This is a genomic window from Flavobacterium sp. GW821-FHT12A05, assembly GCF_058807735.1.
Genome location: NZ_JBXAQY010000008.1, coordinates 221,305 through 245,176, shown reverse-complemented (window position 1 = coordinate 245,176; position 23,872 = coordinate 221,305). Strand labels below are relative to the sequence as shown.

Genomic DNA, 23,872 nt, shown 5'->3' with positions numbered 1-23,872 from the left:
CAAATTTAGCACGAATTTTTATTCTTTAAAATGTAAAAATAGAAATTAGCGAAATTTGTGTAATTCGTGGCAAAAAAAACATTTAGTGATAAAAAAAAGTCCCGATTAAATCGGGACCATTTATTTAGAATTTTGAGAACAATTGTTCCATTTTTTCTTTTTCTTCTTCAGCTAAAGCGCTGTCTACTAAAATTCTTCCAGAGTGCTCATCAGTAATGATTTTCTTTCTAGAAGCGATTTCAACCTGAGTTTGAGGCGGAATCGTAAAGAAAGACCCTGCAGAAGCTCCTCTTTCGATAGAAACTACAGCTAATCCGTTACGAACACTGCTTCTGATTCTGTTATAAGCAGCTAATAATCTTTCTTCGATTTGACCTGAAAATTCAGCTGATTTCTCAGATAAGAAGATTTCTTCTTTTTGAGTTTCAGCCATAATAGCATCTAACTCAGATTTTTTATGTTTTAAATGAGAGCTTTTAGCGTCAAGTTTTTCTTTTAAGTTAGAAATAACTTCTTTTTTATGCTCGATAGAAGCTTTCATTTCTTTAATTTGCTTTTCAGCCAATTGAATTTCTAATTCTTGAAATTCAACTTCTTTTGTCAAAGAATTAAATTCTCTATTGTTACGAACTGATTCTTGTTGTTTAGTGTATTTTTTGATAACCTCCTTATGCTCATCAATAGCAATTTTCTTTGCTTTGATTTGCTCCTCAATCACTTCAAGTTCACCTTTCAGTTTTTCTGAACGAGTGCTCAAACCTGCAACTTCATCTTCTAAATCTTCAACCTCTAAAGGAAGTTCTCCTCTAACGTTTCTGATTTCGTCAATTCTAGAGTCAATAAGCTGTAAATCATATATTGCTCTTAACTTGTCCTCAACACTTAATTCTTTCGTATTCGTCATATTCTATAAGTACTTAACTGGATTTGTATTTTCTTCCGATAAAATGATCGCAAAATTAAGAATTTTTTTTCGAAGATAATCAACAATATAGTTTTTTGTATAGCGTTCGCTCTCAAAATGACCAATATCGGCTAAAAGTAACTTGTTTTCGGCTTCATAGAATTGATGATATTTCAAATCGGCTGTCAAAAAAGCATCGGCTCCGGCCTGAATTGCATTTTTAATAGCAAAACTTCCTGAGCCTCCCAAAACGGCTACTTTTTTTATTTTTTTTCCTAAAAAGGTCGAATGGCGAATGCCGCGTGCAATCATAATATCTTTTACATACAAAAGAAACTCTTTTTCGTCCATTTCATTTTCGAGCTCGCCAATCATTCCTAAACCAATATTTTTATGCAAATTCTGAAGATCGTAGATTTCATAAGCCACTTCTTCATAAATATGGTTGGTTAAAAGTGCTTTTAAAACTCGAGATTGTAAATGTTTTTCAAAAATAACTTCGATTTTTATTTCGGTTCCCGTATGCAGTTTTCCTTTTTCGCCAATTACCGGATTGCTTTTTTCATTTCCTTTAAAAGTAAAAAATCCTTCTGAATTAAAACTGCAGTTGTCATAATTTCCAATAGTTCCCGCACCGGCTTCAAACATTGCATTTCTAACTTTTTCGGCATTATCAGGAACAGTGTAAGTGACTAATTTTTGTAAAAACTGCTGTTTCGGAATCAGGACTTTAGTATTTATTAAGCCTAAAGCATTGCAGAAAATTTTATTAACGCCTTCAGAATGATTGTCTAAAGCGGTGTGAACGGCATAAATAGCAATGTCGTTTTTAATTGCTTTAAGAATAGCGCGTTCTACATAATTTTTCCCCGTTATTTTTTTAATTCCCGAGAATAAAATAGGGTGGAAACAAACAATCAAGTTGCAATTTTTTGCTTTTGCTTCGTCGATAATATTTTCCAGTGCATCATGACAAACTAAAACTCCGGTACTAATTGTTTCCGGATTCCCGACTAAAAGTCCAACATTGTCAAAATCTTCTGCATAGGCAAGCGGCGACATTTCTTCTAGTACGGTAATTATGTCTTTTATTTTCATGTAAATTATTATTTCAGGTTTCAAGTTTCAGACTTTCTTGTGTTGTACAGATTGAAACTTTAAAACAAATTAACGAAGAAACGTGTCAACTTTAAAATATTTGAATAATATTGTTTAGTACAAGTTTGTATTACTAGTTTGTATTACCAGTAACACATTATGTTACTAATAGTATCAATTTTGTATCTTTGTATTTTAATCAAGAGCTATGAAAACGTTAACTGTAAAAATAAACGAACGCACCAAAATAGGCAAAGCTTTTATCGCTATGTTTGATAGTTTTAAAGGTTTTGAAGAAATTGAGATTATCGAAACAGATTCTAAAAAACTTAAAGCGGAAGAAAGTCCCTATAATCCTGAATTTGTAGATATGGTTTTGAAATCTGCTAAAAGTAAAAATAGTACTGAAGTTAATCCTAAGGATATATGGGGAAGTTTAGGATTGAAATAAAAGACCTAGCAAAAAAACACATAATTCAGCATTATAAGTCAGGAGATAAAAAAAGCATTAAAAATATTGAAAAAATTCTTTTAGAATTGACTGAAACTCCTTTCGAAGGAAGTGGTAATCCTGAACCATTAAAATATGAACTTTCTGGATTTTGGTCTAGAAGAATAAATCAAAAAGACAGAATGATATATTATCTAGAAGATGATACAGTGACAATTTTTGTCGTTTCTGCAATGGGTCATTATTCAGATAAATAATTCTATGAACTTACTTCGAAAAATACTTTTTCCATTTGCCATTTTATACGGATTCATTACTAGTATTCGTAATTTTCTTTTTGACAAAGGAATTCTAAAATCAACATCTTTTGATATTCCTGTTATTGCAGTTGGAAATTTAAGCGTAGGCGGAACCGGAAAAACACCTCAAATTGAATATCTGATTCGGTTATTATCGGATAAGTATAAAGTGGCTACTTTAAGTCGAGGTTACAAACGAAAATCGGAAGGTTTTGTTTTGGCCGATTCAACTTCAAACGCCGAAATTTTGGGCGATGAACCTTTTCAATTTTATCAAAAGTTTCCAAATGTTCAGGTTGCTGTTGATGCAAATCGTACAAACGGAATTACAAAATTGCTTTCGCAGAAGGAGAAACCACAAGTTGTTTTATTAGACGATGCTTATCAGCACAGAAAAGTAAAAGCAGGATATTATATTCTGCTGACTTCTTTTGATGATTTGTATGCAGATGATTTTATGCTGCCAACCGGAAATTTAAGAGAAAGCCGCAGCGGTGCCAACAGAGCAAATGTTGTGGTAGTTACCAAATGTCCGAAAAATTTATCTGAAGAAAAACAAGCCGAAATTAGATTGAAATTAAAGTTAAGCTGTTCGCAGCAAATCTTTTTTACCTTCATCGATTATGATACTGTAATTTATGGTAAGAATGAAAAAAAATCGGTTGATGAAATTAAATCAGAATCAAAACTGCTTTTGGCCGGAATTGCAAAACCCAAACCATTTTTTGATTATTTAAAAAATGAAAACGATGAATGTTTGACCTTTCCGGATCATCATCACTTTTCTGATGCCGATTTAGATGCCATTCAGAATAAAGCAAAGGGCAGAAAAATAATTACAACCGAGAAAGATTACGTTCGTTTAAAAGACTCGAAATTGGTTTCGCAATTGTATTATCTGCCTATTCAAAGCACATTCATCAATCACCAGCAAAATTTTGATGCTTCAATTTTAGAATACGTCAAACTAAATTCTTAGCAACTTAGAACCTTAGTGTCTCAGCATCTTCTTTTAATCAAAGAATTTCGCAATTGTACTGTAAAATTCGTCCGGAACAAAAGGTTTTGTAATTACGTCGTTCATTCCATAAGAGATAAGCATATCTCTGTTTTCATCAAGCGAAATAGCGGTCAGCGCAATAATTGGAGTAGTTTTATCAAATTCTCTAATTTGCTGTGTTGCCGTAGTTCCGTTAATTCCAGGTAAATGAACATCCATTAAGATCATGTCAAAGCGTTTCACTTTTAAAAGTTCAACCGCATCTTCGCCATTATCGATAATTTCACAGGAAATTGCTTTGTTTTCAAGCATTTTACGCGTAATCATCTGATTGATTTTATTGTCTTCAATCAGCAAAATAGATTTGTGCTGTAATTGTTTATCGTTATATGGTTTTTCTTCTGTAACTGCTTCCAACGGTTCGTTATTAATTTTAAAATTTAATTTGAAAGTAAAGGTCGATCCTTTGCCAACTTCACTTTTTAATTTGATTTCACCTCCTAAAAGTTCAATTAACTTTTTAACAATCGTAAGCCCTAAGCCTGTTCCTCCGTATTTACGGTTTACTTCGATAGAACCTTGCGAGAAGCTTTCAAATACGCTTTGTAATTTATCTTCGGGAATACCAATTCCGGTATCTACAATTTCAAAATAAACAGTCGCATTTTCATCTTCTATCGTATATAATTTTGCAATGACATTTACATGTCCGTTTTGGGTAAATTTTAATGCGTTATTAATTAAGTTTAATATAATTTGAGATAATTTCGTTGGATCGCCAATTAAATTATCGGGTATCGCATCATCAATTTCAAGATTGAAGTAGTTTTTGTTGGCAGTCGCCAGCTCTTTTAAAGATCCTTGAATATTAAACAGTAATTCTTTTAAATTAAAGCTGATATTTTCTATTTCGACTTTTGTAGAGTCGATTTTATTAATTTCAAGAATTTCGTTAATAAAAGTAGTCAGGTAATTTCCTGAGAATTTCAACGACTCTAAATACTTTAATTGTGTTTTCTTAGGATTATCTTCCAGTAGTAAATGCGTAATTCCGTTAATAGCGTTTAAAGGCGTTCTAAGCTCATGGCTTACTGTCGAGAGGAATTCTGATCTGGCTTTTGACGCTTTTTCGGCCTTGTTTTTCGCCAGAATCAGCTCTTTGTTTTTTTCTCTTAAAAGTAAATTATTCTGATTACGAATAATGTTGTTTTTGTATAAAGCCAAACTCAAAAGAGATAAAATCGAAATTAAGGCAATAGCCAAAATGCTGACTAATTTAGAATAACGATACGTTTTTAGCTGAATTTTTTCTTCGCTTTCTTTTTTAAGCGTATTATTTAAAGTTTGATTTTTTTTGAATTTCTGAAATTCATTAAAATCGATTTTAGCATTTTTCAGCTTTAAAATATAATTTTCTAACTGATAATGTTCATCTAAATAAGAGTAGGCGAGATCGTAATTTTTATTTTGTTTGTAATATCTGCTTACGGCTAAAACAATCTTTGATTTTTGATTCAGATCATTTGTTTTGGCATTATAATCTAAAGCTTTGTCGAAATATATCATTGCAGAATCATTCCGTTTTAATTGCGTTTCAATTAATCCGAGTTGATAATACGATTTGATTTTTGTTCCTAAAACTGCAGGATTATCTGGAACTTTTGTTATTTTTTGAAAAGTTTTGGTAGCAAGAGTATAATTTTTGTTTGATTTGAAAGCCATTGCTTTCTGATAATTCAAAATTTCAGAACTGTCAACAACACCAAGCTCTTTTAAAAGTTTTTGAGCTTTTGCATAATAGATGTCAGCTGTTTTATAATCGCCTTTTGCAGTATTAACGGCGCCAATATAATGAAGGGCCAGAATTTTGGTGCAGGTTGGTTTTACACTATCAAAAGAAGCAACACTTTTATGAAAGTTTTTTAGAGCTTCATCGTACTTCCGCTGATTGTAATAGATTTTACCAAGTTTAAAAGTCTGATTGGCTAAATCTTCGGGAATGTGATTGGTTTCGCAAAAATCAATTGATTTTTTAGTTAAAAGAACCGCTTCATTGTATTCTTTACTATTCAGTTTTTTGTTTGCCAGTTTGTTATAATAGGAAATGCTGTCTGTATTCTGTTTGGATTGAGAATACAAAAATGAATTTAAAAAACAAACAACAAATAAAAGATAGTACTTCATGTATGGCAATGCATTTACAATGAATTCTTATGTTTTTCTTATCAGCAAAATCAAATCGATTAATCTTGATGAATAGCCAATTTCGTTGTCATACCAGCCCACTACTTTTACCATTTTGTCAATGACAGAGGTAAGTTGTGCGTCGAATAAACACGAATGTGTATTGCCAATTATATCAACAGAAACGATAGGATCTTCTGTGTAATCTAATATTCCTTTTAAATTTGTTTTTGAGGCTTTTTGAAATGCAATGTTAATTTCTTCAATAGTAACAGCACGCTTAACATTGAACGTGATGTCTGTCAATGAACCATCGGGAACTGGTACACGAATGCCGCAACCTCCGATTTTTTCATGCAATTTAGGAAAAATTTTTGTTAATGCCTTAGCTGCACCTGTAGTTGTTGGAACAATCGACTGACTTGCGCCTCTGGCCCTGCGTAAATCCTTATGCGGCTGGTCATGAAGACTTTGGTCTGTCGTGTAAGAATGTATTGTTGTAATGTAAGCTTGTTCGATTCCGCATAATTCTTCGATGATTTTTATCATCGGTGCAGCATTATTTGTAGTGCAGCTTGCATTAGAAACAATATTTTCTGTTCCGTCTAATATATGTTCGTTTACTCCAAGAACGACGGTTTTAATAGTGTCTACCTCTGATGGGGCCGAAAGGATCACTTTTTTTGCTCCGGCTTCAATATGCGCATTTAATTCTTCATGCGTTTTATATTTTCCGGTCGATTCAATTACAAAATCAATATTGTGGCTTTTCCAGTCTAGATTTGAAATGCTTTTTTCATGAAAAAATAAAAAATGCCTGCCGTCTACAATAATTCCGTTTTCATCGCAGCTTACCGGAAAAGGCAGCACTCCATGTATACTGTCGTATTTTATTAAATGCGACATCGTTTTATTATCTGCAATATCATTAATTGCAACGACTTCAATTTCAGGATGATTTATAAGAAGGCGGAATAAATTTCTTCCAATTCTTCCAAAACCATTAATAGCAATTCTTGTTTTCAAAGTTTTGTTTATTTGTTTAATCGTTTAACCGTCAATTTGTTTAACCGTACTCCGATTAAACGATTTACCGATTAAACAATTAAACTTTTTTATAAAATATGTTTTTGTGCTTTGTATGAAGAACGAACAAGCGGTCCGCTTTCTACATGACGGAAGCCTAACTCAATACCAAACTTCTCGTATCTTGCAAATTGTTCAGGAGTTATAAATTCCTTTACAGGTAAATGTTTTTTAGTTGGCTGTAAATATTGCCCAATAGTAACCACATCAACATTTGCATTACGCAAGTCAGTCATGGTTTGAAAAACTTCTTCTTCAGTTTCTCCAAGACCAAGCATAATTCCAGATTTGGTTCTGTTTATTCCTTTTTCTTTCAAATAACGTAAAACTTCCAGGCTTCGGTCATATTTTGCCTGAATACGAACTTCACGTGTTAAACGGCGAACCGTTTCAACGTTATGAGAAACCACTTCAGGATTTGCCTCCACAATTCGGTCTATGTTTCTCTCAATTCCTTGAAAATCCGGAATTAAAGTTTCAAGAGTAGTATTTGGGTTCATTCTTCGGATCGCTCTTACCGTTTCCATCCAAATAATAGAACCGCCATCTTTTAAATCATCTCTGTCGACACTTGTAATTACGGCATGTTTAATATTCATGATTTTTATAGAACGCGCCACTTTTTCCGGCTCGTCCCAATCTACCGTTTCTGGTCTTCCGGTTTTAACACCGCAAAAACCGCAAGAACGGGTACAAACGTTTCCTAAAATCATAAAAGTAGCTGTACCTTCTCCCCAGCATTCTCCCATATTAGGGCAGCTTCCTGAGGTGCAAATAGTATTTAAGCTGTATTTGTCTACTAAACCACGAAGTTCAGTATATTTTTGTCCAATTGGTAGTTTCACCTTCAACCATTTCGGTTTTGCAGGTGGTATATTTTCAATGACTGTTTCCATATATCATAAATCAGAATACAAAGATACGGAATGTAGTTTATTTGATGATTTGTTTAAAGCTTATTTTGACGTTTAAACGATTACTTGTTTATAAATCATATTGTGAATTGTTGAGTTAAGAAGTTAAAAAGCTGTATTTTAAACGCTAAAATCAATTTAAAATAAGATTTCTTTTTGTTTGATCGAATTTTTAATAGCAATTGTTATGATCTGCAGATTATTACTCATTTAATTTTTATATCTTTAATTGTTAAAAAATAAACTTCTAAGAGTTTATTTTGAAGTTTTAATTGTAATACATTTGGTGTTAAATTGTAATATTATTTAAAGATGAAAAAGAAATTTATCGTATTAGGAATTTTGTTTGCCGCTTTTGGTTTTACAAAAATGAATGCACAGATTAATTTTGGAGAAAAAGCGATAGGGGCAGTTCAAAAAGGTGTAACAGCTTTTACTTTAACAAATGCCGATGCAGCAGCACTTTCAAAAGAAGCGGTAGCAAAATTAGATACTGAAAATGAAGTAGCGGGCCCAAATGACGGGTACACTTTAAGATTAAATAGAGTTTTCGGTAAACATACAGCAGGCGATGGTTTTACGTTAAACTATAAAGTGTATAAAGTAAAAGAGGTAAATGCTTTTGCAACAGCAGACGGAAGTGTACGTGTGTATTCAGGTTTAATGGATATCATGGATGATAATGAATTACTGGCGGTAATTGGTCACGAAATTGGTCACGTTGCCAATAACGATTCTAGAGACGCTATGCGTGCAGCATATCAAAAAGAAGCTTTAATTGATGGAGTGTCTTCACAATCGGCTAAGATTTCTGCAGTAACAGACAGCCAGTTAGGAAAAATAGGAAGTGCTTTAATTGATAGTAAGCACAGCCGTAAGCAAGAAACAGAAGCAGATTTGTTTTCGTACAATTTCTTAAAGAAAAACGGGTACAATGTAAATGCCGAAGAATCTGCTTTTAGAATTTTAGCTAAGATGAGCGAAGGAGCAGAGGCTTCATTTATTGATCAAATGATGAGTTCTCACCCGGATTCTAAGAAAAGAGCCGACGATGCTAAAGCAAGAGCCGAAAAAGATGGTTTATACAAACCATACGTGCAGCAAAAAATAGATAATTCAGTTCCAAAAGCGGCAACGACTACAAAAAAAGCTACAACGACAAAGAAAACTACAACTAAGAAAAAATAGTTTTTAATAAAATGAAAAAGCCGGTAAATGATTAGTTTACCGGCTTTTTTTATTCTTTTAAATTAACCTAAAACGTGGTGTGCTAAAACTTTTTGAACATCATACACATTTACCGATTTATTAAATTGCTTTACAATACTCGGATTTAATTCGCTCGAAACCCAGATTTTTAATTCGGCATCAAGATCAAAAGTTCCCGCAGTTTCTACGCTAAAACGAGTTATGCTTTTGTAGGCAATAGATTTGTATTCTGTTTTGCTTCCGGTTAATCCTTGAACATCAACCAGGATTAATCTTTTGTTTGTAAAAATGAAAGTGTCGCGAATTAGTTTAAAACCCATTTCAATTTCTTCATTGTCAGTCAAAAGCTGACCGTATTTTTTAAGTAAATCTTCTTGGCTTACAGTTCCTGCATTGCCCATAAGAGCTGAAAATATTCCCATTTTTATTGTTTTTAGTGATTAAATGTCTTTGTTTTTTAGTGGATGTAAAAGTAATTGATTTTGTTAATTTTTAACTATCACTTTTAAATTTAAAAAGAAGCGGAATCAATATTAAAGCAAATAAAAGGGAAGATATTGCAGAAACAATTATATGTCCATATTGTTTGATGGAAAGTCCAATTGTAAAACGAATACTAAAGATTATTATTGATAATAATAAGATTAAAAACCAGTAGTTCTTATTTATTGAATTTTTGAAAATATTGGTTTTTGGAAGTTTAAAGATTGAAAATAAAATAACTGCGCCTCCTATTAAAGAACTAGAATGCTGGGCTAATTTTAATAAAGGAACTTTTGTGTCAAATATTAAGACTGATTCTTTTAGTTCCGGGATTTGATTTACAAAATAGCCATGATCATGAGTGAAGCTATCCCAAAGTAAATGAGAAGCTGTTCCTATAAGAATTGAAATTATTACTACAATCCAATTTTGCTTGAAATAAGTATTCCAATTAAATGTGGTAAAAGGTAGAAATCTTGACTTAATACAATTGGGTAGATTTTCAAATAATTGATTTTTTACGATATTATGAAAAACAAAAGAAAGAAGTAAAGCAAGCGGTAAATCGAACCAGAATATTCCAGCGATAGTATGACTGTAATTGCTTTGAACTTTCATTCTGATGAAATATTCAAAATCAGGTATCATACTGCCAATAATAAGACCGGTAAATGAAAACCATTGTTTAGGTAAATATTTTAAAGGCAAAACGATGGCAGGATGAGAAAAGGTAAAAGGCATTTTGGTTTTAGCTAATTGAGAATAATTTTGATATAAAGATATAAGATTAACTAAGACTCATAAAAAAAGCAGAACCTAAGTTCTGCTTTTTCTTGCTTTTTAATCAGCTTCTGTTTTTATTGTTATTGGAAGATTGTAAGCAGTTCTAACTGCTTTCCCGTCTAAAATTCCGGGAGTCCATTTTGTTTTTAGTGATTTTAAAACTCGAATCGCTTCTTTTCCCATTCCGAAACCTGGATCGTTTTTAACTACGATATCTGTCATTGTGCCATCTCTTTCGATTACAAATGAAACGTATACTCTTAAAGTTCTTTCAGCATCCAAATCTGGTTTTGTGAAATTGTTTCCCACATAAGTATAAAACTTATTAATACCACCTGGAAATTCCGGAAGTTTATCTAATATTCCTGAATTTACAGGCTCATTAGAAACTACTTCGGTTGTCGCTGTTCCGGTGCCACCACCGCCGTTTGAAGGCAGTACATTTGTTGCGGTTCCAGTTCCGGTTGTGTTTTCTACAACAGGAGTGTTTTGTGTATTAACTGCAATTTCCTCAACAGCGTCTTCTGTATGTGCTACAACAGGATTTGTAAGCTGTGCAGCAGTTATTGGTGCTGTTGCAGCTGCTTGTTGAGCAGGAGGAGTGATAGGTTCAACTGTTGGAGGTTGTACTTTCGTATCGATGTCCACAACAGTAATCGGGTCATAAATAACCGGCTCAGATTCTACGACATCATGCGTACTAAATTTACTAATCAGCATCGATATACTTCCGAAGGCTGTTATTAATAACAGGGCCATAAACAATGCGGTAACAGTTGTTCTAGGGTTTTCTTGGCGTAGTTGATACGCTCCGTACTCTTTGTTTTTGTTTTCGAAGACAAGATCGGTCCACTTGTTTTCATAGATGCTTAATTTAGACATGATTTTTGGGTTTTAAGGTTAAGTAACTTTAAATCATACGCGAAAAGGAATTTGGTTTTAGCAAACAACGCAGAAGTTGTTGTTTTAGTGTGTGAATAATATTTTTTTTTAAGATAAAATGTGATTATATCTCATTCTTTTCTTAAAGATAATAAATTATCTATTACGATTAATGATTTCTGCTAATAATTTTTTAGCACGTAATAATTTCACTTTGACGTTGCTGAGAGGCTCGTCAATTTTAGCTGCAATTTCCTGATAAGACATTTCCTGAAAATAGCGAAGCTGGATTACTTCCTGATAATGAGGTTTTAATTCTTTGATGCATAAAAGCAGGCGGGAAAGATTCTGCTCTTTAATTAAGGCATCTTCTGCAGATGGAGTAGTGTCGGCAATATTATAAGCCTGTTGGTCTTCAGTATCCGTTATTTCTATAAAAAGACTTGTTTTCTTTTTACGCAATAAATCAATGTAAACGTTTTTTGCAATGGCAATAAGCCAGGTGTTGAATTGAAATTCAGGATTATATGAGCCTATTTTATCAAAAGCTTTTGAGAAAGTTTCGATCGTAATATCCTCGGCAGTAGTTTCGTTTTCTGTACGTTTAAGCATGAAACCATACACTTCATTCCAGAAATAATCTAATAAAAAAGTAAAGGCGACCTGGTCACCTTTTTTTGCTTTTTCTATTTTAGAATTTATTTCCAATATACAGGTTTTGAAAAGATATTAGTTATAAAGATATTAATTTGCGTTAATATAAGCGCAATTTCAATAACAGGAAACCAGATTTTAAGATCATTTTCTTTTAATTTCCCGGCAGAAAATCCAATTACGGTCCAAACTACTGTATAACGTGTTGCTAAAATTGCAACTACAGTTATCCATTGAAATTGAAATGCCAATAGAATAATAACTGATAAAAAGAAAAATAATTGCGAGCAGAAGAAAAGTCCCAATTGAAATTTATCAAAAAACTTATAATGTTCTGCTGTAGAAATGTGTCTTCTTTTTTGTGTAAACCAATCTTTAAAAGATTCTTTTGGTTTAGAATAAGTAAAACTTTCCGGTGTATACGATATCGTAGTATTCGATTTATTGGCAGCCTGATTTATAAACAAATCATCATCTCCTGAACGAACCTGAATATGATCGATAAAACCATTTACGTTAAAAAATTCTTCTTTTTTATAAGCTAAATTTCTTCCTACTCCCATATAAGGAAAACCAGCTTTTGCCCAGGAAAAGTATTGAAGAGCAGTTAAAACGGTTTCAAAACGAATTATTTTATTTAAGAAAGAACGCTCTCTTTTTTCGTAACCTCCATATCCTAAAACAATTGTTTTCTCTGTAGTAAATTGAGAAGTCATCGAAGTAATCCAGTCTTTTGAAGTAGGATAACAATCAGCATCAGTAAATAATAAGTATTCTTTCTTTGCGGCTTTAATTCCTAAAGTTAAAGCGTATTTTTTATTTCCCCAAAAAGCTTCGTTGTTTTCAACTTTAACCAGACGGATGTTTGGATATAGTTTTTCAAATTCTTCAAATACTTCCAAAGTTTCGTCGCTTGAAGCATCATCAATTAAAACAATTTCAAAATCAGGATAATTTTGTTCTGCTAAAAGCGGTACAAATTTCTTTACATTTTCTTCTTCATTTTTTGCGCAGACAATTACAGAAACAGGAACATTTTTCTTTGTAATATCTTGAGGTTTGGCAAAAGCAAACTTTCCAAAAATTCCTAAATAGTAGAAAAGTTGAATAAAAACAACAGCAATAAAGAAGTAAAATAAAGTTATAAGCATATGATTTTAATGTCTGTTAATACTTGAATTTTTGCGAGAACAAAGGTAGTTATGAATTACTAATTTTCAATGTTTAATGCCAATTTACTTTCGGCATTTCGACATTTCTTTCGCAACAGCAATAGCCTGAGGGCTTTCTGTTTTTTCTAATTCCGAAATTATGTTTTTATAATTGTGATCGTCGCGGTTTTGAGAGAGCTTTTTTGTGGCCTGAATCTCGTCGATTTCAATTTCAAGGCCAAAAATACCTCTGGCTTCGCGCATTGTTTTTGAAGATAAATTTTCAACTCGAACCGGATTCTCTGAATTTGCTTCGTATTTGTCGACTAATTTCTTTAGTTGTTCTACCGAAGTGTCGTAATCAACAATTTTAATTCTTCCATAAACATGTACGGCTATGTAATTCCACGTTGGGACATTTTCGTGATCATACCAAGAAGACGAAATGTAACTGTGCGGACCAGTAAAAACGGCCAAAACCTGATCGTTTTCGGCAAATCCATCAGCCTGCGGATTCAGTTTAGAAATATGACCTTCCAGAATTTCTTTTCCATCGGCATTAATTCCCAATTCCATCGGAATATGCGTTGCACATAATTTTCCGTTGGTCTGATTAATTAAGATTCCAAAGCTGTTTTCTTTCAAAAAAGTGCTGATTTCTTTCTGATTTTCGTTTTTGTATAAGTCTGGTGTATACATTTTTTTTCTTCTTTAGGTTTAATTTGTCACATTGAGCGATCCCGAGTTTTTGGGAGAAATGTCTATGTTAAAAGGACTTCGACTTCGCTCAGTCTGACAATAATTTCAAATTTGTGACAATTAGTGAAATTTGTGTTTTAGATCACATTCACTTCTGCTTCAATATGAATGCCGAATTTTTCAAAAACAGTTTTTTGAACTTCTCTCGAAACGGCTAAAATTTCTTGTCCGGTTGCGTTTCCGTAATTTACCAAAACCAAAGCCTGATTTTTATGTACTCCGGCATCGCCAAAACGTTTTCCTTTAAAACCAGCTTGCTCAATCAGCCATCCTGCAGGAACTTTTACTTCGGTTTCAGAAACTTCATAAAACTTCATTTCTGGAAACTTCTGGTGGATTTTCTCAAAATCAGATTTCAGTAAAATCGGATTTTTAAAGAAACTGCCGCTGTTTCCAAGTTCTTTTGGGTCAGGTAATTTGCTTTGTCTAATGGTAATTACAGCATTACTCACATCTTTTAAAGAAGGTTCTGTAATATTGTTTTTAGCCAATTCGGCCAAAATATCTCCGTAAGACGTATTAATTTTATGATTGCGTTTTGTCAATTTATAAATAACCGACGTTATAATATATTGATCTTTTACTTCATTTTTAAAGATGCTTTCACGATATCCAAAATTACATTCTGGATTAGTAAAAGTTTTTATTTCCTGAGTTTCGATATTCATGGCTTCGCAGGAAACAAAAGTGTCTTTAATTTCGGTTCCGTAAGCGCCAATGTTCTGTACGGGAGTTGTGCCGACATTTCCGGGAATTAGGGACATGTTTTCTAATCCGCCAAAATTATTGTCGATTGTCCAAAGAACAAAATCATGCCAGGTTTCGCCAGCCTGACTTTCAACCCAGACAAAATCATCATCTTCTTTAATTATTTTTTTGCCTTTTAAATCGATATGAATCACCAATGCGTCAATATCTTTGGTTAAAAGCATGTTGCTTCCGCCACCCAAAATAAATTTTTTCTCGTTTTTGTTTGCTGACAATATTGTTTTCAATTCTTCAACAGAATGTACTGCAACGAATTGTTTGGCGCTGGCTTCAATGCCAAAAGTGTTATAGTTTTTTAAAGAAAAATTGGATTGGATTTCCATATATAAAGGCTTTTTAATCTGAGTTCAAAAGTAAGGATTATAATTTTTGGTTTTACCGCAAAGACACAAAGTTTACGCAAAGTTCGCTAAGTTTTTTGCCGCAGATTAACACAGATTGAAAGGATTTATTGAAATCTGTTAAATCCTAATAATCTGTGGCTGAATTTTGAGGTTAGTTATTTCGTGAATAAATTAACTCATGATACTTTTTTGAAATAACCTTCATGTTAGTATCATAATTGGCATTTTCTTCTACAAATTTTCTGTTTTGTAAAATGGCCTGATTTCTGGATTCTGGGTTTTCAAAAGACCAAATTAATTCTTCGGCCAGCATTTCGATATTATCAATTTCAATTAATTGTCCGTTTTCACGATGTTTAATCCAGCTTTGATTTCCGGGAATATCCGAAACAACCGGATAACAATTACAAGCCATAGCTTCGAATAAAGAGGCCGAAACACCTTCGGTAATGGGCATGCTGATATAAATATTAGATTGCTGCAGTAATTTAGGAAGTTCTGTATTTGGAATTCTTCCTGTAAAAATTACTTTGTTTTCTATTTGAAGTTCTTTGGCTAAATCTTTTAAGAATTGTAATCTGGTTCCGTCGCCAACAATCGTAATTGAAAAGTCGATTCCTTTTTGATGTAAAATACCAAACGCTTTTAAAATAGAATCATGACGGTATTCTGGCTGTAAAGAGCGTGTAACAATAGCTTCAAGTTTATCTGAATTATTTGTTGAAGGGGTGAAAAGCGATAAGTCAATTCCTTTTGGGAGAATCAAGACTTTATTCATGTTAACACCAACTGCTTTCATGTGAATTGCCATAACTGGTCCCCACGCATGAATTAAATGTGCTTTTTTGAAAGCATATTTCTGAATGAATTTTTTAAAAGGATATAATACAGAACCTTCCGGCCATAAATCAGTGCGGCCTTGTTGTGCGATGGCAATGGTCTTAGAACCTGATAAAGCAGCGAGAAAACCATAGCTTGTCGTTCTTTCGGCAATGACCATATCTGGTTTTTCTTTTTGGATGATTTTTCGAATAGAAGCGGGAGCGAAGAGATATTCTAAAATACGTCTGAATCTGTAATTATTAGAGGTTTGAAGTTCCCAAGTGATAATTTCAAAATCGCCAAATTCTTTCAAACCCTTCATCCAGGTTATAGCATCGGCGCGGTAAGATTCTCCAAGAAAAAGTATTTTCCTTTTCATTCAATAAGTTTTTTTGCCACAGATTTCGCAGATTAAAATGATTTTTTTTGCTACGAATTACGCGAATTAGCACGAATTAATTAGTGAAAATTGGTGTAATTCGTGGCAGCTTAAATTTTTAGATCACTTTAATCTGTGAAATCTGTGGCCTATAAAATTAAAATTCATCAGTGTCTAAAGCACGGTTTATGAATTCGTTTAAAGGTTTTAAAGCAATTAGTTTTTTACTTGTTTTTGAAACAAAATCTTTCTGAGTAACTTCGGAAATATCATATTTTTGAGTCGCAGTAAAACTCTTCAATTTTAAAAATTCAATTGCAGGATGTTCTTTTTCGTAACCTCTCGGCGGGTTTTTAAGCGAGTTGGTTTCGTTTACATCTAAGCTTCCAAATTCTTTTTTGAAATTTTTATCGGCCAAAATAGCTTCTAAATCATCGTGGAAGAAAGCAATTTCTTTGCGGACTTTTTTTAAGTCTTCTGCTTCGGGCGAATAAAAGCCGCCGGCAATAAAACTCGCGCCTTTTTCGATATGAACATAATATCCAGCACGATTTAAGCCTTTCATGCCGCAAGACATCCAAATTCCTAAATGCGCTTTGTATGGCGATTTGTCTTTAGAAAAACGAATATCACGATTAATTCTAAAAGTACAGTTTTTTACTTCCAGTAATTCCAGTGAAGGATCAAGCGGTTTCATTACATCCAGAAAATCGCTTACCAGCTGCTGATAATCTTTTTTGAAGATTTCGTAACGTTTTTTATTGTCCTGAAACCAGTCTCTGTTATTGTTCTTTTTTAAATCGTCTAAAAATTGCAAAGATTCTTTCGTTAGCATATCCTGTGTTTTATTGCAGTTGTTTTAGTTTTTTCAGGCTAATTTAATGATTTCTATTTTGGGATTAACAACAAAGCCTGATACAAATTGTATCAACTTTGTCAGAGGCTCAAAATTTAATTATTTGCCACAGATTAAAAGATTAAATTGAATTTTATTTGCTAATGTTAATCTGTGAGAATCTGTGAAATCTGTGGCTGACAAAAAATCACAAATTAAATATCTTATAGGTCTGATGCGTTGATTTTACAATTGCTTCGGTTCGTTCCGGATGTGTATCTGAAATAAAAAGCTGTCCAAAGGTTTCGCTGTTTACCATTTCCACAATTTTTGCTACTCGGGTTTCGTCTAATTTGTCAAAAATATCATCAAATAATAAAATAGGTGTTACGCCGCTCTGTTTTTTTAGAAATTCAAACTGAGCCAGTTTCAAGGCGATCAAAAAGGATTTTTGCTGTCCTTGCGATCCGAATTTTTTTATGGGATATGAATCTATTTCAAAAGACAAATCATCTTTATGAATTCCCGAAGTTGTATAATGAAGCGCCCGGTCTTTATTGATGTTTTCCTGTAAAAGTGTCAACAAGTCTTTTTCGTACAAATGACTTTCGTAAACCAATTGCACTGATTCTTCAGAACCGGTAATAGCTTGATGATGTATATTAAATATAGGTATAAACTGTTCCAGGAAATCTTTTCTCTTTTCAAAAATCGATTTTCCGTATTCATTTAGCTGCTCATTATATATAGATAAGGTATCATTGTCGAAAGTATGGTTGAGCGCGAAATATTTTAAAAGTGCATTTCGCTGTACAATTACTTTTTGATATTGTATAAGCTGGTGCAGGTAAGTCGAATCTAACTGCGAAATTACGCTGTCCATAAATTTACGGCGCGTTTCGCTTCCTTCAACAATTAAATCACGATCGGCCGGCGAAATAATGACCAGTGGAATAAAACCAATATGATCGGAGAATTTGTCGTACGCTTTTCCGTTTCTCTTTAAAACCTTTTTTTGTCCTTTTTTTAAACTGCACACAACCTGTTCTGTTCTGTCGTTTTTGTCTAATTCGGCATCAATTACAAAAAACTCTTCTCCGTGTTTGATATTTTGAACCGCAAGCGGATTAAAATAACTTTTTCCGTAAGCCAAATGGTAAATAGCGTCCAGGATATTGGTTTTTCCAATTCCGTTTTTGCCCACAAAACAATTGATTTTGATATCGAAATCAAAACTGGCTTCGGCGAAATTTTTATAATTGAATAAAGAAAGTTTGTTTAAATGCATTTTTTAAGAGACTCTAAGGGAAAAATTTGATGGTTTTGTAATAAACTCTTTGAATTTTTTTATCAGCCACAGATTAAAATGATTAGAAAGATTTTTTCTGAACCTTTTTAATCTGTGCTAATCTGCGAAATCTGTGGCTAAAACTAAGCTTTAGCTCATAAAAGTATTATTTGAAATCATCAAGAATTTGAGGATGTAAAATTATCTAATTTTATTGATATAAAGACTTTTTGAGGTGTTTCAAGTTGATTTATTTTACGACTGATACGAAAGGAGTTAGCATTATTAAAAATATTTGTTTTAAAATAGTGATAATTTTGATTTTTTTTGCCTCAGTTTCAAGAAAAATTTTATTTTTGCCGTTCACTAAATTAATTTTAAATGGCTACTTACAATAAAAGAGGATATAAAGCACCGAAAGAGAAGGAAGTTAAAGAAGTAACGGAAGAACAACAGGTAGTAATTGATGAAAAAGACAGCACAACAGCTGGTGTTTTTTCTAAATTAGATGAAACTGCTTCAAGAACTGAGGATTGGGTTGCTAAAAATCAAAAAATCATTATTGGTTTAGTTGCTGGTATTGCTGTTGCTACTATTGGATATTTGGCTTACCAAAAATTTATCGAAGCTCCTAAACAAGACGAAGCTGCAAATGAAATGTTTGTTGCACAGCAAAACTTTCAAAAAGCGGTTGATGGTGTGGCAAGTGATTCATTATATAAATTAGCTTTAAACGGATCTGAAGGTAAATTTGGATTTGTAAAAATTGCTGACGAATATTCTGGAACTGATGCTGGAAATTTAGCAAACTACTATGCTGGTATGGCATATTTAAATACAGGTAAATTTGACGATGCTATTAAGTATTTAGGCGAATTTAAATCTGATGATTTGATTTTAGGCGCTCTTGCAAAAGGTGCTATTGGAGATGCTTACTCTCAAAAAAACAATCAAAAAGAAGCTTTAAGCTATTATGTTAAAGCTGCTGAATCTAACAAAAACGATTTTACTACACCTCGTTTCTTATTAAAAGCGGCTAAAACGGCATTGGCTTTAGGTCAAAAAGAAGACGCGCTGAAATATTTAAACGATATTAAAGATAACTTCGATTCAACTCCAGAAGCTGGTTCTGTTGATGCTTTGATTGGATTAGCACAATAAAAATTTTAGACTTTAGATTTAAGATTGTAGATTTGTATTTAAGAATCTAATATTCTAAAATCAAAAATCTAAAATAGTACAGAATGGCTACTGAAAATAAAAACTTATCAGAATACGATAAAACTACGATCCCAAATGCGAAAGACTTTCGATTTGGGATTGTTGTTTCTGAGTGGAACGAGATTATAACAGAAGGACTTTATAATGGTGCTTTTGATGCATTAGTAGATTGCGATGTTCCTGCACAGCAAATTATTCGCTGGAATGTACCGGGAAGTTTCGAGCTTATTTACGGCGCAAAAAAAATGCTGCAAACACAAAATGTCGATGCGGTTATTGTTATTGGATGTGTAATCCAGGGCGAAACAAAACATTTTGATTTTGTTTGCGAAGGTGTTACGCAGGGAATCAAAGATTTGAATGTTCAAACTGATATTCCGGTTATCTTTTGTGTTTTAACAGATAACAATATGCAGCAATCTATTGACAGAAGCGGCGGTATTCATGGAAACAAAGGAACCGAAGCGGCAATCGCAGCAATAAAAATGGCTTATATTCGTCAGCAGGCGTCTATTTCTCATTCATTTAATCAACCGTTATTGTCTTCTGGTGCTCTTCAAATTGAAGAAACACCAATAAAAATCGATAAAGAATAAAACACATTCGTTTTAAAAATACTAAAACCTGCACTGTGTAAAATGGTGCAGGTTTTTTTGTGCTTTTTTTGTGATTCTTCTAACAATTAGTATGCAGCATAATGTGTTAATTTTAGGACTAAAATATGGATGCTTATTCTATGAGAAAACAATTACTTCTTTTTGTGTTTGCTTTTATCAGCTGTTTGGTTCAATCTCAAAACGGTCTCAATATTGAATTGAAATCAGAGTTGGATGCGATTTTAAAAACAGATCAAATTTTTAGAGAATATTTGAATTATGATACACCCAAAGAGCGAAAAACAGCTATAATGAAAGAGATGGGATATGAAAATGAAGCTCATTTTAAGGATAATGTAATACCTCTTATGGCTAAGAATGACTCTATTAATGTGGTAAAAGTTGAAAAGATAATGGCAAGGTATGGTTATCCCGGGAAAAGTTTAGTGGGTGCTCCCACGAACGAAGCGGCTTGGTATGTTATTCAGCACAGTAAAAAAATAGCGCAGTATCTTCCTCTAATTGAAAAAGCGGCAGAGAAAGGCGAAATTCCTTTTACACGTTTTGCCATGATGCAGGACCGGTATTTAACCCAGCAGGGAAAAGAGCAGATTTACGGAACGCAGGTTCAGGGAAAACAAATAACAAATAAGAATACAGGTTTTAAAGAATTCTTTTATTATGTTTCGCCAATACAAGATCCGGAAAAAGTAAACGAACGCCGAAAAAAAGCTGGTTTTACCACTACAGTCGAAGAAAATGCCCTGAGAATGGAAGTTCAATATCGGGTTTATACGCTGGATGAAATTGCAAAAATGAACTAAGCTGATTTTGTACTTACAGCAACCTTTCTGTTTTTTAGCAGATTGTGGTTTTTGTTTTTTTTATGATTACAGATATTCCAAATCCCAACAGAAATTCACTAAATTTGTGCTTCTTGGTTTTTAAATTTAAACCGTAAACCTTAAAACTATTTTTACTTAATGTCGAGTATTATTCAATTACTTCCTGATCACGTTGCTAACCAAATTGCTGCTGGAGAAGTGGTGCAAAGACCAGCTTCAGTTGTAAAAGAACTGTTAGAAAATGCTGTTGATGCAAAGGCAACTGATATTAAATTGATTATAAAAGATGCCGGCAAATCATTAGTTCAGGTTATTGATAACGGAGTTGGAATGACGGTTACTGATGCACGTTTGTGTTTTGCTCGTCATGCAACATCAAAAATTCGCCAGGCCGAAGATTTGTTTTCGCTTGGAACAAAAGGTTTTCGTGGAGAAGCATTGGCTTCTATCGCTGCGATTGCGCACATGGAAATGAAAACCAAACAGGAAGAGGATGAACTGGGAACTCATATTGTAATTGAAGGAAGTAAGTTTGTTTCGCAGGAAGTGGCAGTTTTGCCAAAAGGAACTTCATTTGCGGTTAAAAATTTGTTTTTTAATATTCCCGCACGTCGTAATTTCTTAAAGTCAGATACGGTTGAATTTCGCCATGTAATGGATGAGTTTCAGCGTGTGGCATTAGCGCATCCTAATATTCATTTTAGTTTTTATCATAACGGAAGCGAATTGTATAATCTTCCATCGGCCGGATATCGCCAGAGAATTGTAGGGATTATGTCCGGAAAAACCAATGAAAAACTGGTTCCCGTAAATGAAGATACCGAAATTATTAATGTACAAGGATTTGTCTGCAAGCCTGAGTTTGCTAAGAAAAATAGGGGAGAACAGTTCTTTTTTGTAAACGATCGTTTCATAAAAAGCGGTTACCTGCATCACGCGGTAATGGCAGCTTACGACGGACTTTTGAAAGACGGTTCACAGCCTAGTTATTTTTTATACCTTCAGGTGCCGCCAAATTCAATAGATATTAACATTCATCCTACTAAAACCGAAATTAAGTTTGATGATGAGCAAGCCTTATATGCAATTTTACGAGCTTCAATCAAACATAGTTTAGGACAGTTTAATGTGGCTCCGGTTTTAGATTTCGACAGAGATTCAAACTTAGATACACCTTATCATTATAAAGATTTAGAAGCCGAAACACCTACGATTCAGGTTGACGGAACTTTTAATCCGTTTACAGATGATAAAACCAATCAGCATTATACAAAAGCAGGTTCAGGATCTGGTTCTGGTTACAGTTCCGGTTCTTCATCGTCATTTTCATCAGGTTTAAGTTCAGGTTCTTCTTATTCGGGCTATTCAAAAAGAGTAGAGCCAACAGCAACTTGGGAAAGTTTATATGTTGGTTTAGATACAGAGAGTCCTGAAACTATAGAAAGTTCGCCTTTTACATTCGAAAACGAAGAAGTAACTTCTTCATTATTTAATGATGATGAGGTAGAACAGGCGAGTCAGAAAACATATCAAATTCATAAAAAATATATTGTTTCGCCAATAAAATCCGGAATGGTAATCGTGGATCAGCAGCGTGCGCACCAGCGTATTTTATACGAACAGTTTTTGCTGAACATGACCGTAAATCAGGCGTCAAGCCAGCAATTGCTTTTTCCGTTAGATTTGTTTTATTCGGCATCAGAAATGAAATTGATCGAAGAATTAAAACCTTCGTTAGAAACTACCGGATTTGTATTTGAAGAAGCAAAAACAGATCATGTCGTGATTTCTGGAATTCCGGTAAATATTACCGAAAGTGAAGTTTCGCTTGTAATCGAACAATTATTGAGTGATTTGCAAGACGGAATTCCGGCCAGCAGTTATAGTCAGAATGATACCATAGCCAAATCTATGGCGAAAAGTTTAGCGGTTAAAACAGGATCTTATTTAACCGAAAAAGAACAAGATAATTTAGTAAACGGTTTGTTTGCTTGTAAAGATCCAAATATTTCACCTTTTCAAAAACCTACCTTCATTACTATGCGTGTTGAAGATATAGATAAAAAGTTTGCCTTATGATGAATATGACCCCGGTTGTAAAACAACTGCTTATTATTAATGTTATCTTTTTTATAGGCGCTCAGTTAGTGCCTGTTTCTTATGAATATTTTTCAATGTTTTATCCTGAAAGTGAAAAGTTTAGGATTTGGCAGGTTATAACGCACATGTTTATGCATGCGCCATTGCCTAATTTTGCACATATTTTATTTAATATGTTTGCATTATACAGCTTCGGATCGGCATTGGAACATTTTTGGGGCGGAAAGAAATTTTTGTTTTTCTACATTTCATGCGGACTTGGAGCAGCTTTACTTCATACAGGAGTAAATTATTTACAATTACAGTCTTTCTTAGACTCTGTATCTTCTTTAAATTTATCAAAAGCGGATCTTCATGTAATTTTAAATGCTGATTATCAGTCTTTATTTGATTCTAATGGGAAGATGATGCAAAACGAAGTTTCTGCTATTTTAAATAGAGTGCATTGTACTCAGGAACAATTTAATGCATTAGCACAAGCGAGCGGTATTGTACAATCGCCGGTTCTGGGTGCTTCTGGTGCGATTTATGGTTTATTAACCGCTTTTGCTTTTATGTTTCCTAATGCACAGTTAGCGTTAATGTTTATTCCGGTTCCTATTAAAGCAAAGTATTTTGTTCCGGGAATTTTAGCAATCGATTTGTTTCTAGGATTTAAAGGAAGCTCTTTGTTTGGAAGCGGCGGAACAGGAATAGCACATTTTGCTCATCTTGGCGGTGCAATTACTGGTTTTTTAATGATGTTATACTGGAAAAAAAATCAGTTTAATAGTAATCGTTGGAATTAATTTTTAACTTTAAATAATTAATTTAAAAA

General features: G+C 33.3%; 24 protein-coding genes. 9 read left to right on the top strand and 15 right to left on the bottom strand.

Annotation, left to right across the window (positions count from 1 at the left end):
• Positions 1–124: 124 nt before the first annotated feature.
• Both AC1RRQ_RS19585 and AC1RRQ_RS19580 read right to left on the bottom strand, forming a co-directional pair.
• Positions 125–904: a zinc ribbon domain-containing protein gene (locus tag AC1RRQ_RS19585; protein ID WP_493024687.1), complete on the bottom strand. Its 780-nt coding sequence runs from the start codon at positions 902–904 to the stop codon at positions 125–127.
• Positions 905–907: 3 nt separating this feature from the next.
• On the bottom strand, positions 908–2,002 hold the full coding sequence (locus AC1RRQ_RS19580; protein WP_493024686.1) for a Nif3-like dinuclear metal center hexameric protein: 1,095 nt from the start codon (positions 2,000–2,002) through the stop codon (positions 908–910).
• Between the two features lie 208 nt (positions 2,003–2,210).
• Here AC1RRQ_RS19580 and AC1RRQ_RS19575 point away from each other — a divergent pair, with 208 nt between their 5' ends.
• From AC1RRQ_RS19575 to lpxK, 3 genes are read left to right on the top strand one after another with little or no spacing between them, the layout of a single operon-like run.
• Complete coding sequence (locus tag AC1RRQ_RS19575) at positions 2,211–2,453, top strand: DUF2683 family protein (RefSeq protein WP_493024685.1); 243 nt, start codon at positions 2,211–2,213, stop codon at positions 2,451–2,453.
• Positions 2,429–2,710, top strand: a complete 282-nt coding sequence (locus AC1RRQ_RS19570) for a Txe/YoeB family addiction module toxin (protein ID WP_379683356.1) — start codon at positions 2,429–2,431, stop codon at positions 2,708–2,710. Before AC1RRQ_RS19575 ends, AC1RRQ_RS19570 begins: the two co-directional genes overlap by 25 nt.
• 4 nt (positions 2,711–2,714) lie before the next feature.
• Positions 2,715–3,731 (top strand): tetraacyldisaccharide 4'-kinase, encoded by a 1,017-nt coding sequence (gene lpxK, locus AC1RRQ_RS19565; RefSeq protein ID WP_493024684.1) that lies wholly within the window; start codon positions 2,715–2,717, stop codon positions 3,729–3,731.
• A gap of 33 nt (positions 3,732–3,764) precedes the next feature.
• Here lpxK and AC1RRQ_RS19560 read toward each other — a convergent pair whose 3' ends face one another.
• From AC1RRQ_RS19560 to lipA, 3 genes are all read right to left on the bottom strand, one after another.
• Positions 3,765–5,936 (bottom strand): tetratricopeptide repeat-containing hybrid sensor histidine kinase/response regulator, encoded by a 2,172-nt coding sequence (locus AC1RRQ_RS19560; protein WP_493024683.1) that lies wholly within the window; start codon positions 5,934–5,936, stop codon positions 3,765–3,767.
• 27 nt (positions 5,937–5,963) lie between these two features.
• Positions 5,964–6,962 (bottom strand): type I glyceraldehyde-3-phosphate dehydrogenase, encoded by a 999-nt coding sequence (gap, locus tag AC1RRQ_RS19555; protein WP_493024682.1) that lies wholly within the window; start codon positions 6,960–6,962, stop codon positions 5,964–5,966.
• A gap of 89 nt (positions 6,963–7,051) precedes the next feature.
• Entirely contained in the window at positions 7,052–7,918 is an 867-nt protein-coding gene (gene lipA / locus AC1RRQ_RS19550; RefSeq protein ID WP_071635107.1) for a lipoyl synthase, read from the bottom strand.
• A 330-nt stretch (positions 7,919–8,248) separates the two neighbouring features.
• Here lipA and AC1RRQ_RS19545 point away from each other — a divergent pair, with 330 nt between their 5' ends.
• Complete coding sequence (locus tag AC1RRQ_RS19545) at positions 8,249–9,124, top strand: M48 family metalloprotease (RefSeq protein WP_493024681.1); 876 nt, start codon at positions 8,249–8,251, stop codon at positions 9,122–9,124.
• A gap of 62 nt (positions 9,125–9,186) precedes the next feature.
• On the opposite strand, the gene AC1RRQ_RS19540 is transcribed toward AC1RRQ_RS19545, so the two are convergent.
• The 10 genes from AC1RRQ_RS19540 to recF form a co-directional block, all read right to left on the bottom strand.
• Positions 9,187–9,567, bottom strand: a complete 381-nt coding sequence (locus AC1RRQ_RS19540) for a PH domain-containing protein (RefSeq protein ID WP_012022332.1) — start codon at positions 9,565–9,567, stop codon at positions 9,187–9,189.
• Positions 9,568–9,637: 70 nt separating this feature from the next.
• Entirely contained in the window at positions 9,638–10,369 is a 732-nt protein-coding gene (locus AC1RRQ_RS19535; protein WP_493024680.1) for a DUF4184 family protein, read from the bottom strand.
• Positions 10,370–10,468: 99 nt separating this feature from the next.
• Positions 10,469–11,293: an energy transducer TonB gene (locus AC1RRQ_RS19530; RefSeq protein ID WP_493024679.1), complete on the bottom strand. Its 825-nt coding sequence runs from the start codon at positions 11,291–11,293 to the stop codon at positions 10,469–10,471.
• 156 nt (positions 11,294–11,449) lie between these two features.
• Positions 11,450–12,001 (bottom strand): RNA polymerase sigma factor, encoded by a 552-nt coding sequence (locus AC1RRQ_RS19525; protein WP_493024678.1) that lies wholly within the window; start codon positions 11,999–12,001, stop codon positions 11,450–11,452.
• Positions 11,992–13,098 carry a glycosyltransferase gene (locus tag AC1RRQ_RS19520; protein ID WP_493024677.1) on the bottom strand — a complete coding sequence of 369 codons (1,107 nt, stop codon included), beginning with the start codon at positions 13,096–13,098 and terminating at the stop codon, positions 11,992–11,994. The genes AC1RRQ_RS19525 and AC1RRQ_RS19520 overlap by 10 nt, the downstream gene beginning before the upstream one ends.
• 84 nt (positions 13,099–13,182) lie before the next feature.
• On the bottom strand, positions 13,183–13,797 hold the full coding sequence (locus AC1RRQ_RS19515) for an FMN-binding negative transcriptional regulator (protein WP_493024676.1): 615 nt from the start codon (positions 13,795–13,797) through the stop codon (positions 13,183–13,185).
• Positions 13,798–13,934: 137 nt separating this feature from the next.
• Positions 13,935–14,948 carry a UDP-N-acetylmuramate dehydrogenase gene (murB, locus tag AC1RRQ_RS19510; protein WP_493024675.1) on the bottom strand — a complete coding sequence of 338 codons (1,014 nt, stop codon included), beginning with the start codon at positions 14,946–14,948 and terminating at the stop codon, positions 13,935–13,937.
• Between the two features lie 172 nt (positions 14,949–15,120).
• Entirely contained in the window at positions 15,121–16,170 is a 1,050-nt protein-coding gene (locus AC1RRQ_RS19505; RefSeq protein WP_493024674.1) for a glycosyltransferase, read from the bottom strand.
• A 157-nt stretch (positions 16,171–16,327) separates the two neighbouring features.
• A complete protein-coding gene (locus tag AC1RRQ_RS19500; RefSeq protein ID WP_493024673.1) occupies positions 16,328–17,005 on the bottom strand; it encodes a DUF2461 domain-containing protein in 678 nt (225 codons plus the stop codon).
• Positions 17,006–17,213: 208 nt separating this feature from the next.
• Positions 17,214–18,293 carry a DNA replication/repair protein RecF gene (gene recF / locus AC1RRQ_RS19495; protein ID WP_493024672.1) on the bottom strand — a complete coding sequence of 360 codons (1,080 nt, stop codon included), beginning with the start codon at positions 18,291–18,293 and terminating at the stop codon, positions 17,214–17,216.
• 381 nt (positions 18,294–18,674) lie between these two features.
• Between recF and AC1RRQ_RS19490 the strand changes: the two genes are divergently transcribed.
• The 5 genes from AC1RRQ_RS19490 (at position 18,675) to AC1RRQ_RS19470 (ending at position 23,843) form a co-directional block, all read left to right on the top strand.
• Positions 18,675–19,454, top strand: a complete 780-nt coding sequence (locus tag AC1RRQ_RS19490; RefSeq protein WP_493024671.1) for a tetratricopeptide repeat protein — start codon at positions 18,675–18,677, stop codon at positions 19,452–19,454.
• Between the two features lie 83 nt (positions 19,455–19,537).
• Positions 19,538–20,110, top strand: a complete 573-nt coding sequence (ribH, locus tag AC1RRQ_RS19485) for a 6,7-dimethyl-8-ribityllumazine synthase (RefSeq protein WP_493024670.1) — start codon at positions 19,538–19,540, stop codon at positions 20,108–20,110.
• 125 nt (positions 20,111–20,235) lie between these two features.
• Complete coding sequence (locus AC1RRQ_RS19480) at positions 20,236–20,934, top strand: DUF6624 domain-containing protein (RefSeq protein ID WP_493024669.1); 699 nt, start codon at positions 20,236–20,238, stop codon at positions 20,932–20,934.
• 159 nt (positions 20,935–21,093) lie between these two features.
• Complete coding sequence (mutL, locus tag AC1RRQ_RS19475; protein WP_493024668.1) at positions 21,094–23,034, top strand: DNA mismatch repair endonuclease MutL; 1,941 nt, start codon at positions 21,094–21,096, stop codon at positions 23,032–23,034.
• On the top strand, positions 23,031–23,843 hold the full coding sequence (locus AC1RRQ_RS19470) for a rhomboid family intramembrane serine protease (protein ID WP_493024667.1): 813 nt from the start codon (positions 23,031–23,033) through the stop codon (positions 23,841–23,843). Before mutL ends, AC1RRQ_RS19470 begins: the two co-directional genes overlap by 4 nt.
• Positions 23,844–23,872 lie beyond the last annotated feature (29 nt).

Bases quoted from the DNA above. Each gene is read 5' to 3' on its own strand.
- ribH (WP_493024670.1), top strand. From the start codon at position 19,538: ATGGCTACTGAAAATAAAAACTTATCAGAATACGATAAAACTACGATC.
- lipA (WP_071635107.1), bottom strand. From the start codon at position 7,918: ATGGAAACAGTCATTGAAAATATACCACCTGCAAAACCGAAATGGTTG.
- AC1RRQ_RS19560 (WP_493024683.1), bottom strand. From the start codon at position 5,936: ATGAAGTACTATCTTTTATTTGTTGTTTGTTTTTTAAATTCATTTTTG.
- AC1RRQ_RS19545 (WP_493024681.1), top strand. From the start codon at position 8,249: ATGAAAAAGAAATTTATCGTATTAGGAATTTTGTTTGCCGCTTTTGGT.
- AC1RRQ_RS19585 (WP_493024687.1), bottom strand. From the start codon at position 904: ATGACGAATACGAAAGAATTAAGTGTTGAGGACAAGTTAAGAGCAATA.
- mutL (WP_493024668.1), top strand. From the start codon at position 21,094: ATGTCGAGTATTATTCAATTACTTCCTGATCACGTTGCTAACCAAATT.
- lpxK (WP_493024684.1), top strand. From the start codon at position 2,715: ATGAACTTACTTCGAAAAATACTTTTTCCATTTGCCATTTTATACGGA.
- AC1RRQ_RS19570 (WP_379683356.1), top strand. From the start codon at position 2,429: ATGGGGAAGTTTAGGATTGAAATAAAAGACCTAGCAAAAAAACACATA.
- murB (WP_493024675.1), bottom strand. From the start codon at position 14,948: ATGGAAATCCAATCCAATTTTTCTTTAAAAAACTATAACACTTTTGGC.
- AC1RRQ_RS19540 (WP_012022332.1), bottom strand. From the start codon at position 9,567: ATGGGAATATTTTCAGCTCTTATGGGCAATGCAGGAACTGTAAGCCAA.
- AC1RRQ_RS19480 (WP_493024669.1), top strand. From the start codon at position 20,236: ATGGATGCTTATTCTATGAGAAAACAATTACTTCTTTTTGTGTTTGCT.
- AC1RRQ_RS19535 (WP_493024680.1), bottom strand. From the start codon at position 10,369: ATGCCTTTTACCTTTTCTCATCCTGCCATCGTTTTGCCTTTAAAATAT.
- AC1RRQ_RS19575 (WP_493024685.1), top strand. From the start codon at position 2,211: ATGAAAACGTTAACTGTAAAAATAAACGAACGCACCAAAATAGGCAAA.
- recF (WP_493024672.1), bottom strand. From the start codon at position 18,293: ATGCATTTAAACAAACTTTCTTTATTCAATTATAAAAATTTCGCCGAA.
- AC1RRQ_RS19520 (WP_493024677.1), bottom strand. From the start codon at position 13,098: ATGCTTATAACTTTATTTTACTTCTTTATTGCTGTTGTTTTTATTCAA.
- AC1RRQ_RS19470 (WP_493024667.1), top strand. From the start codon at position 23,031: ATGATGAATATGACCCCGGTTGTAAAACAACTGCTTATTATTAATGTT.
- AC1RRQ_RS19490 (WP_493024671.1), top strand. From the start codon at position 18,675: ATGGCTACTTACAATAAAAGAGGATATAAAGCACCGAAAGAGAAGGAA.
- AC1RRQ_RS19530 (WP_493024679.1), bottom strand. From the start codon at position 11,293: ATGTCTAAATTAAGCATCTATGAAAACAAGTGGACCGATCTTGTCTTC.
- AC1RRQ_RS19500 (WP_493024673.1), bottom strand. From the start codon at position 17,005: ATGCTAACGAAAGAATCTTTGCAATTTTTAGACGATTTAAAAAAGAAC.
- AC1RRQ_RS19580 (WP_493024686.1), bottom strand. From the start codon at position 2,002: ATGAAAATAAAAGACATAATTACCGTACTAGAAGAAATGTCGCCGCTT.
- AC1RRQ_RS19515 (WP_493024676.1), bottom strand. From the start codon at position 13,797: ATGTATACACCAGACTTATACAAAAACGAAAATCAGAAAGAAATCAGC.
- AC1RRQ_RS19505 (WP_493024674.1), bottom strand. From the start codon at position 16,170: ATGAAAAGGAAAATACTTTTTCTTGGAGAATCTTACCGCGCCGATGCT.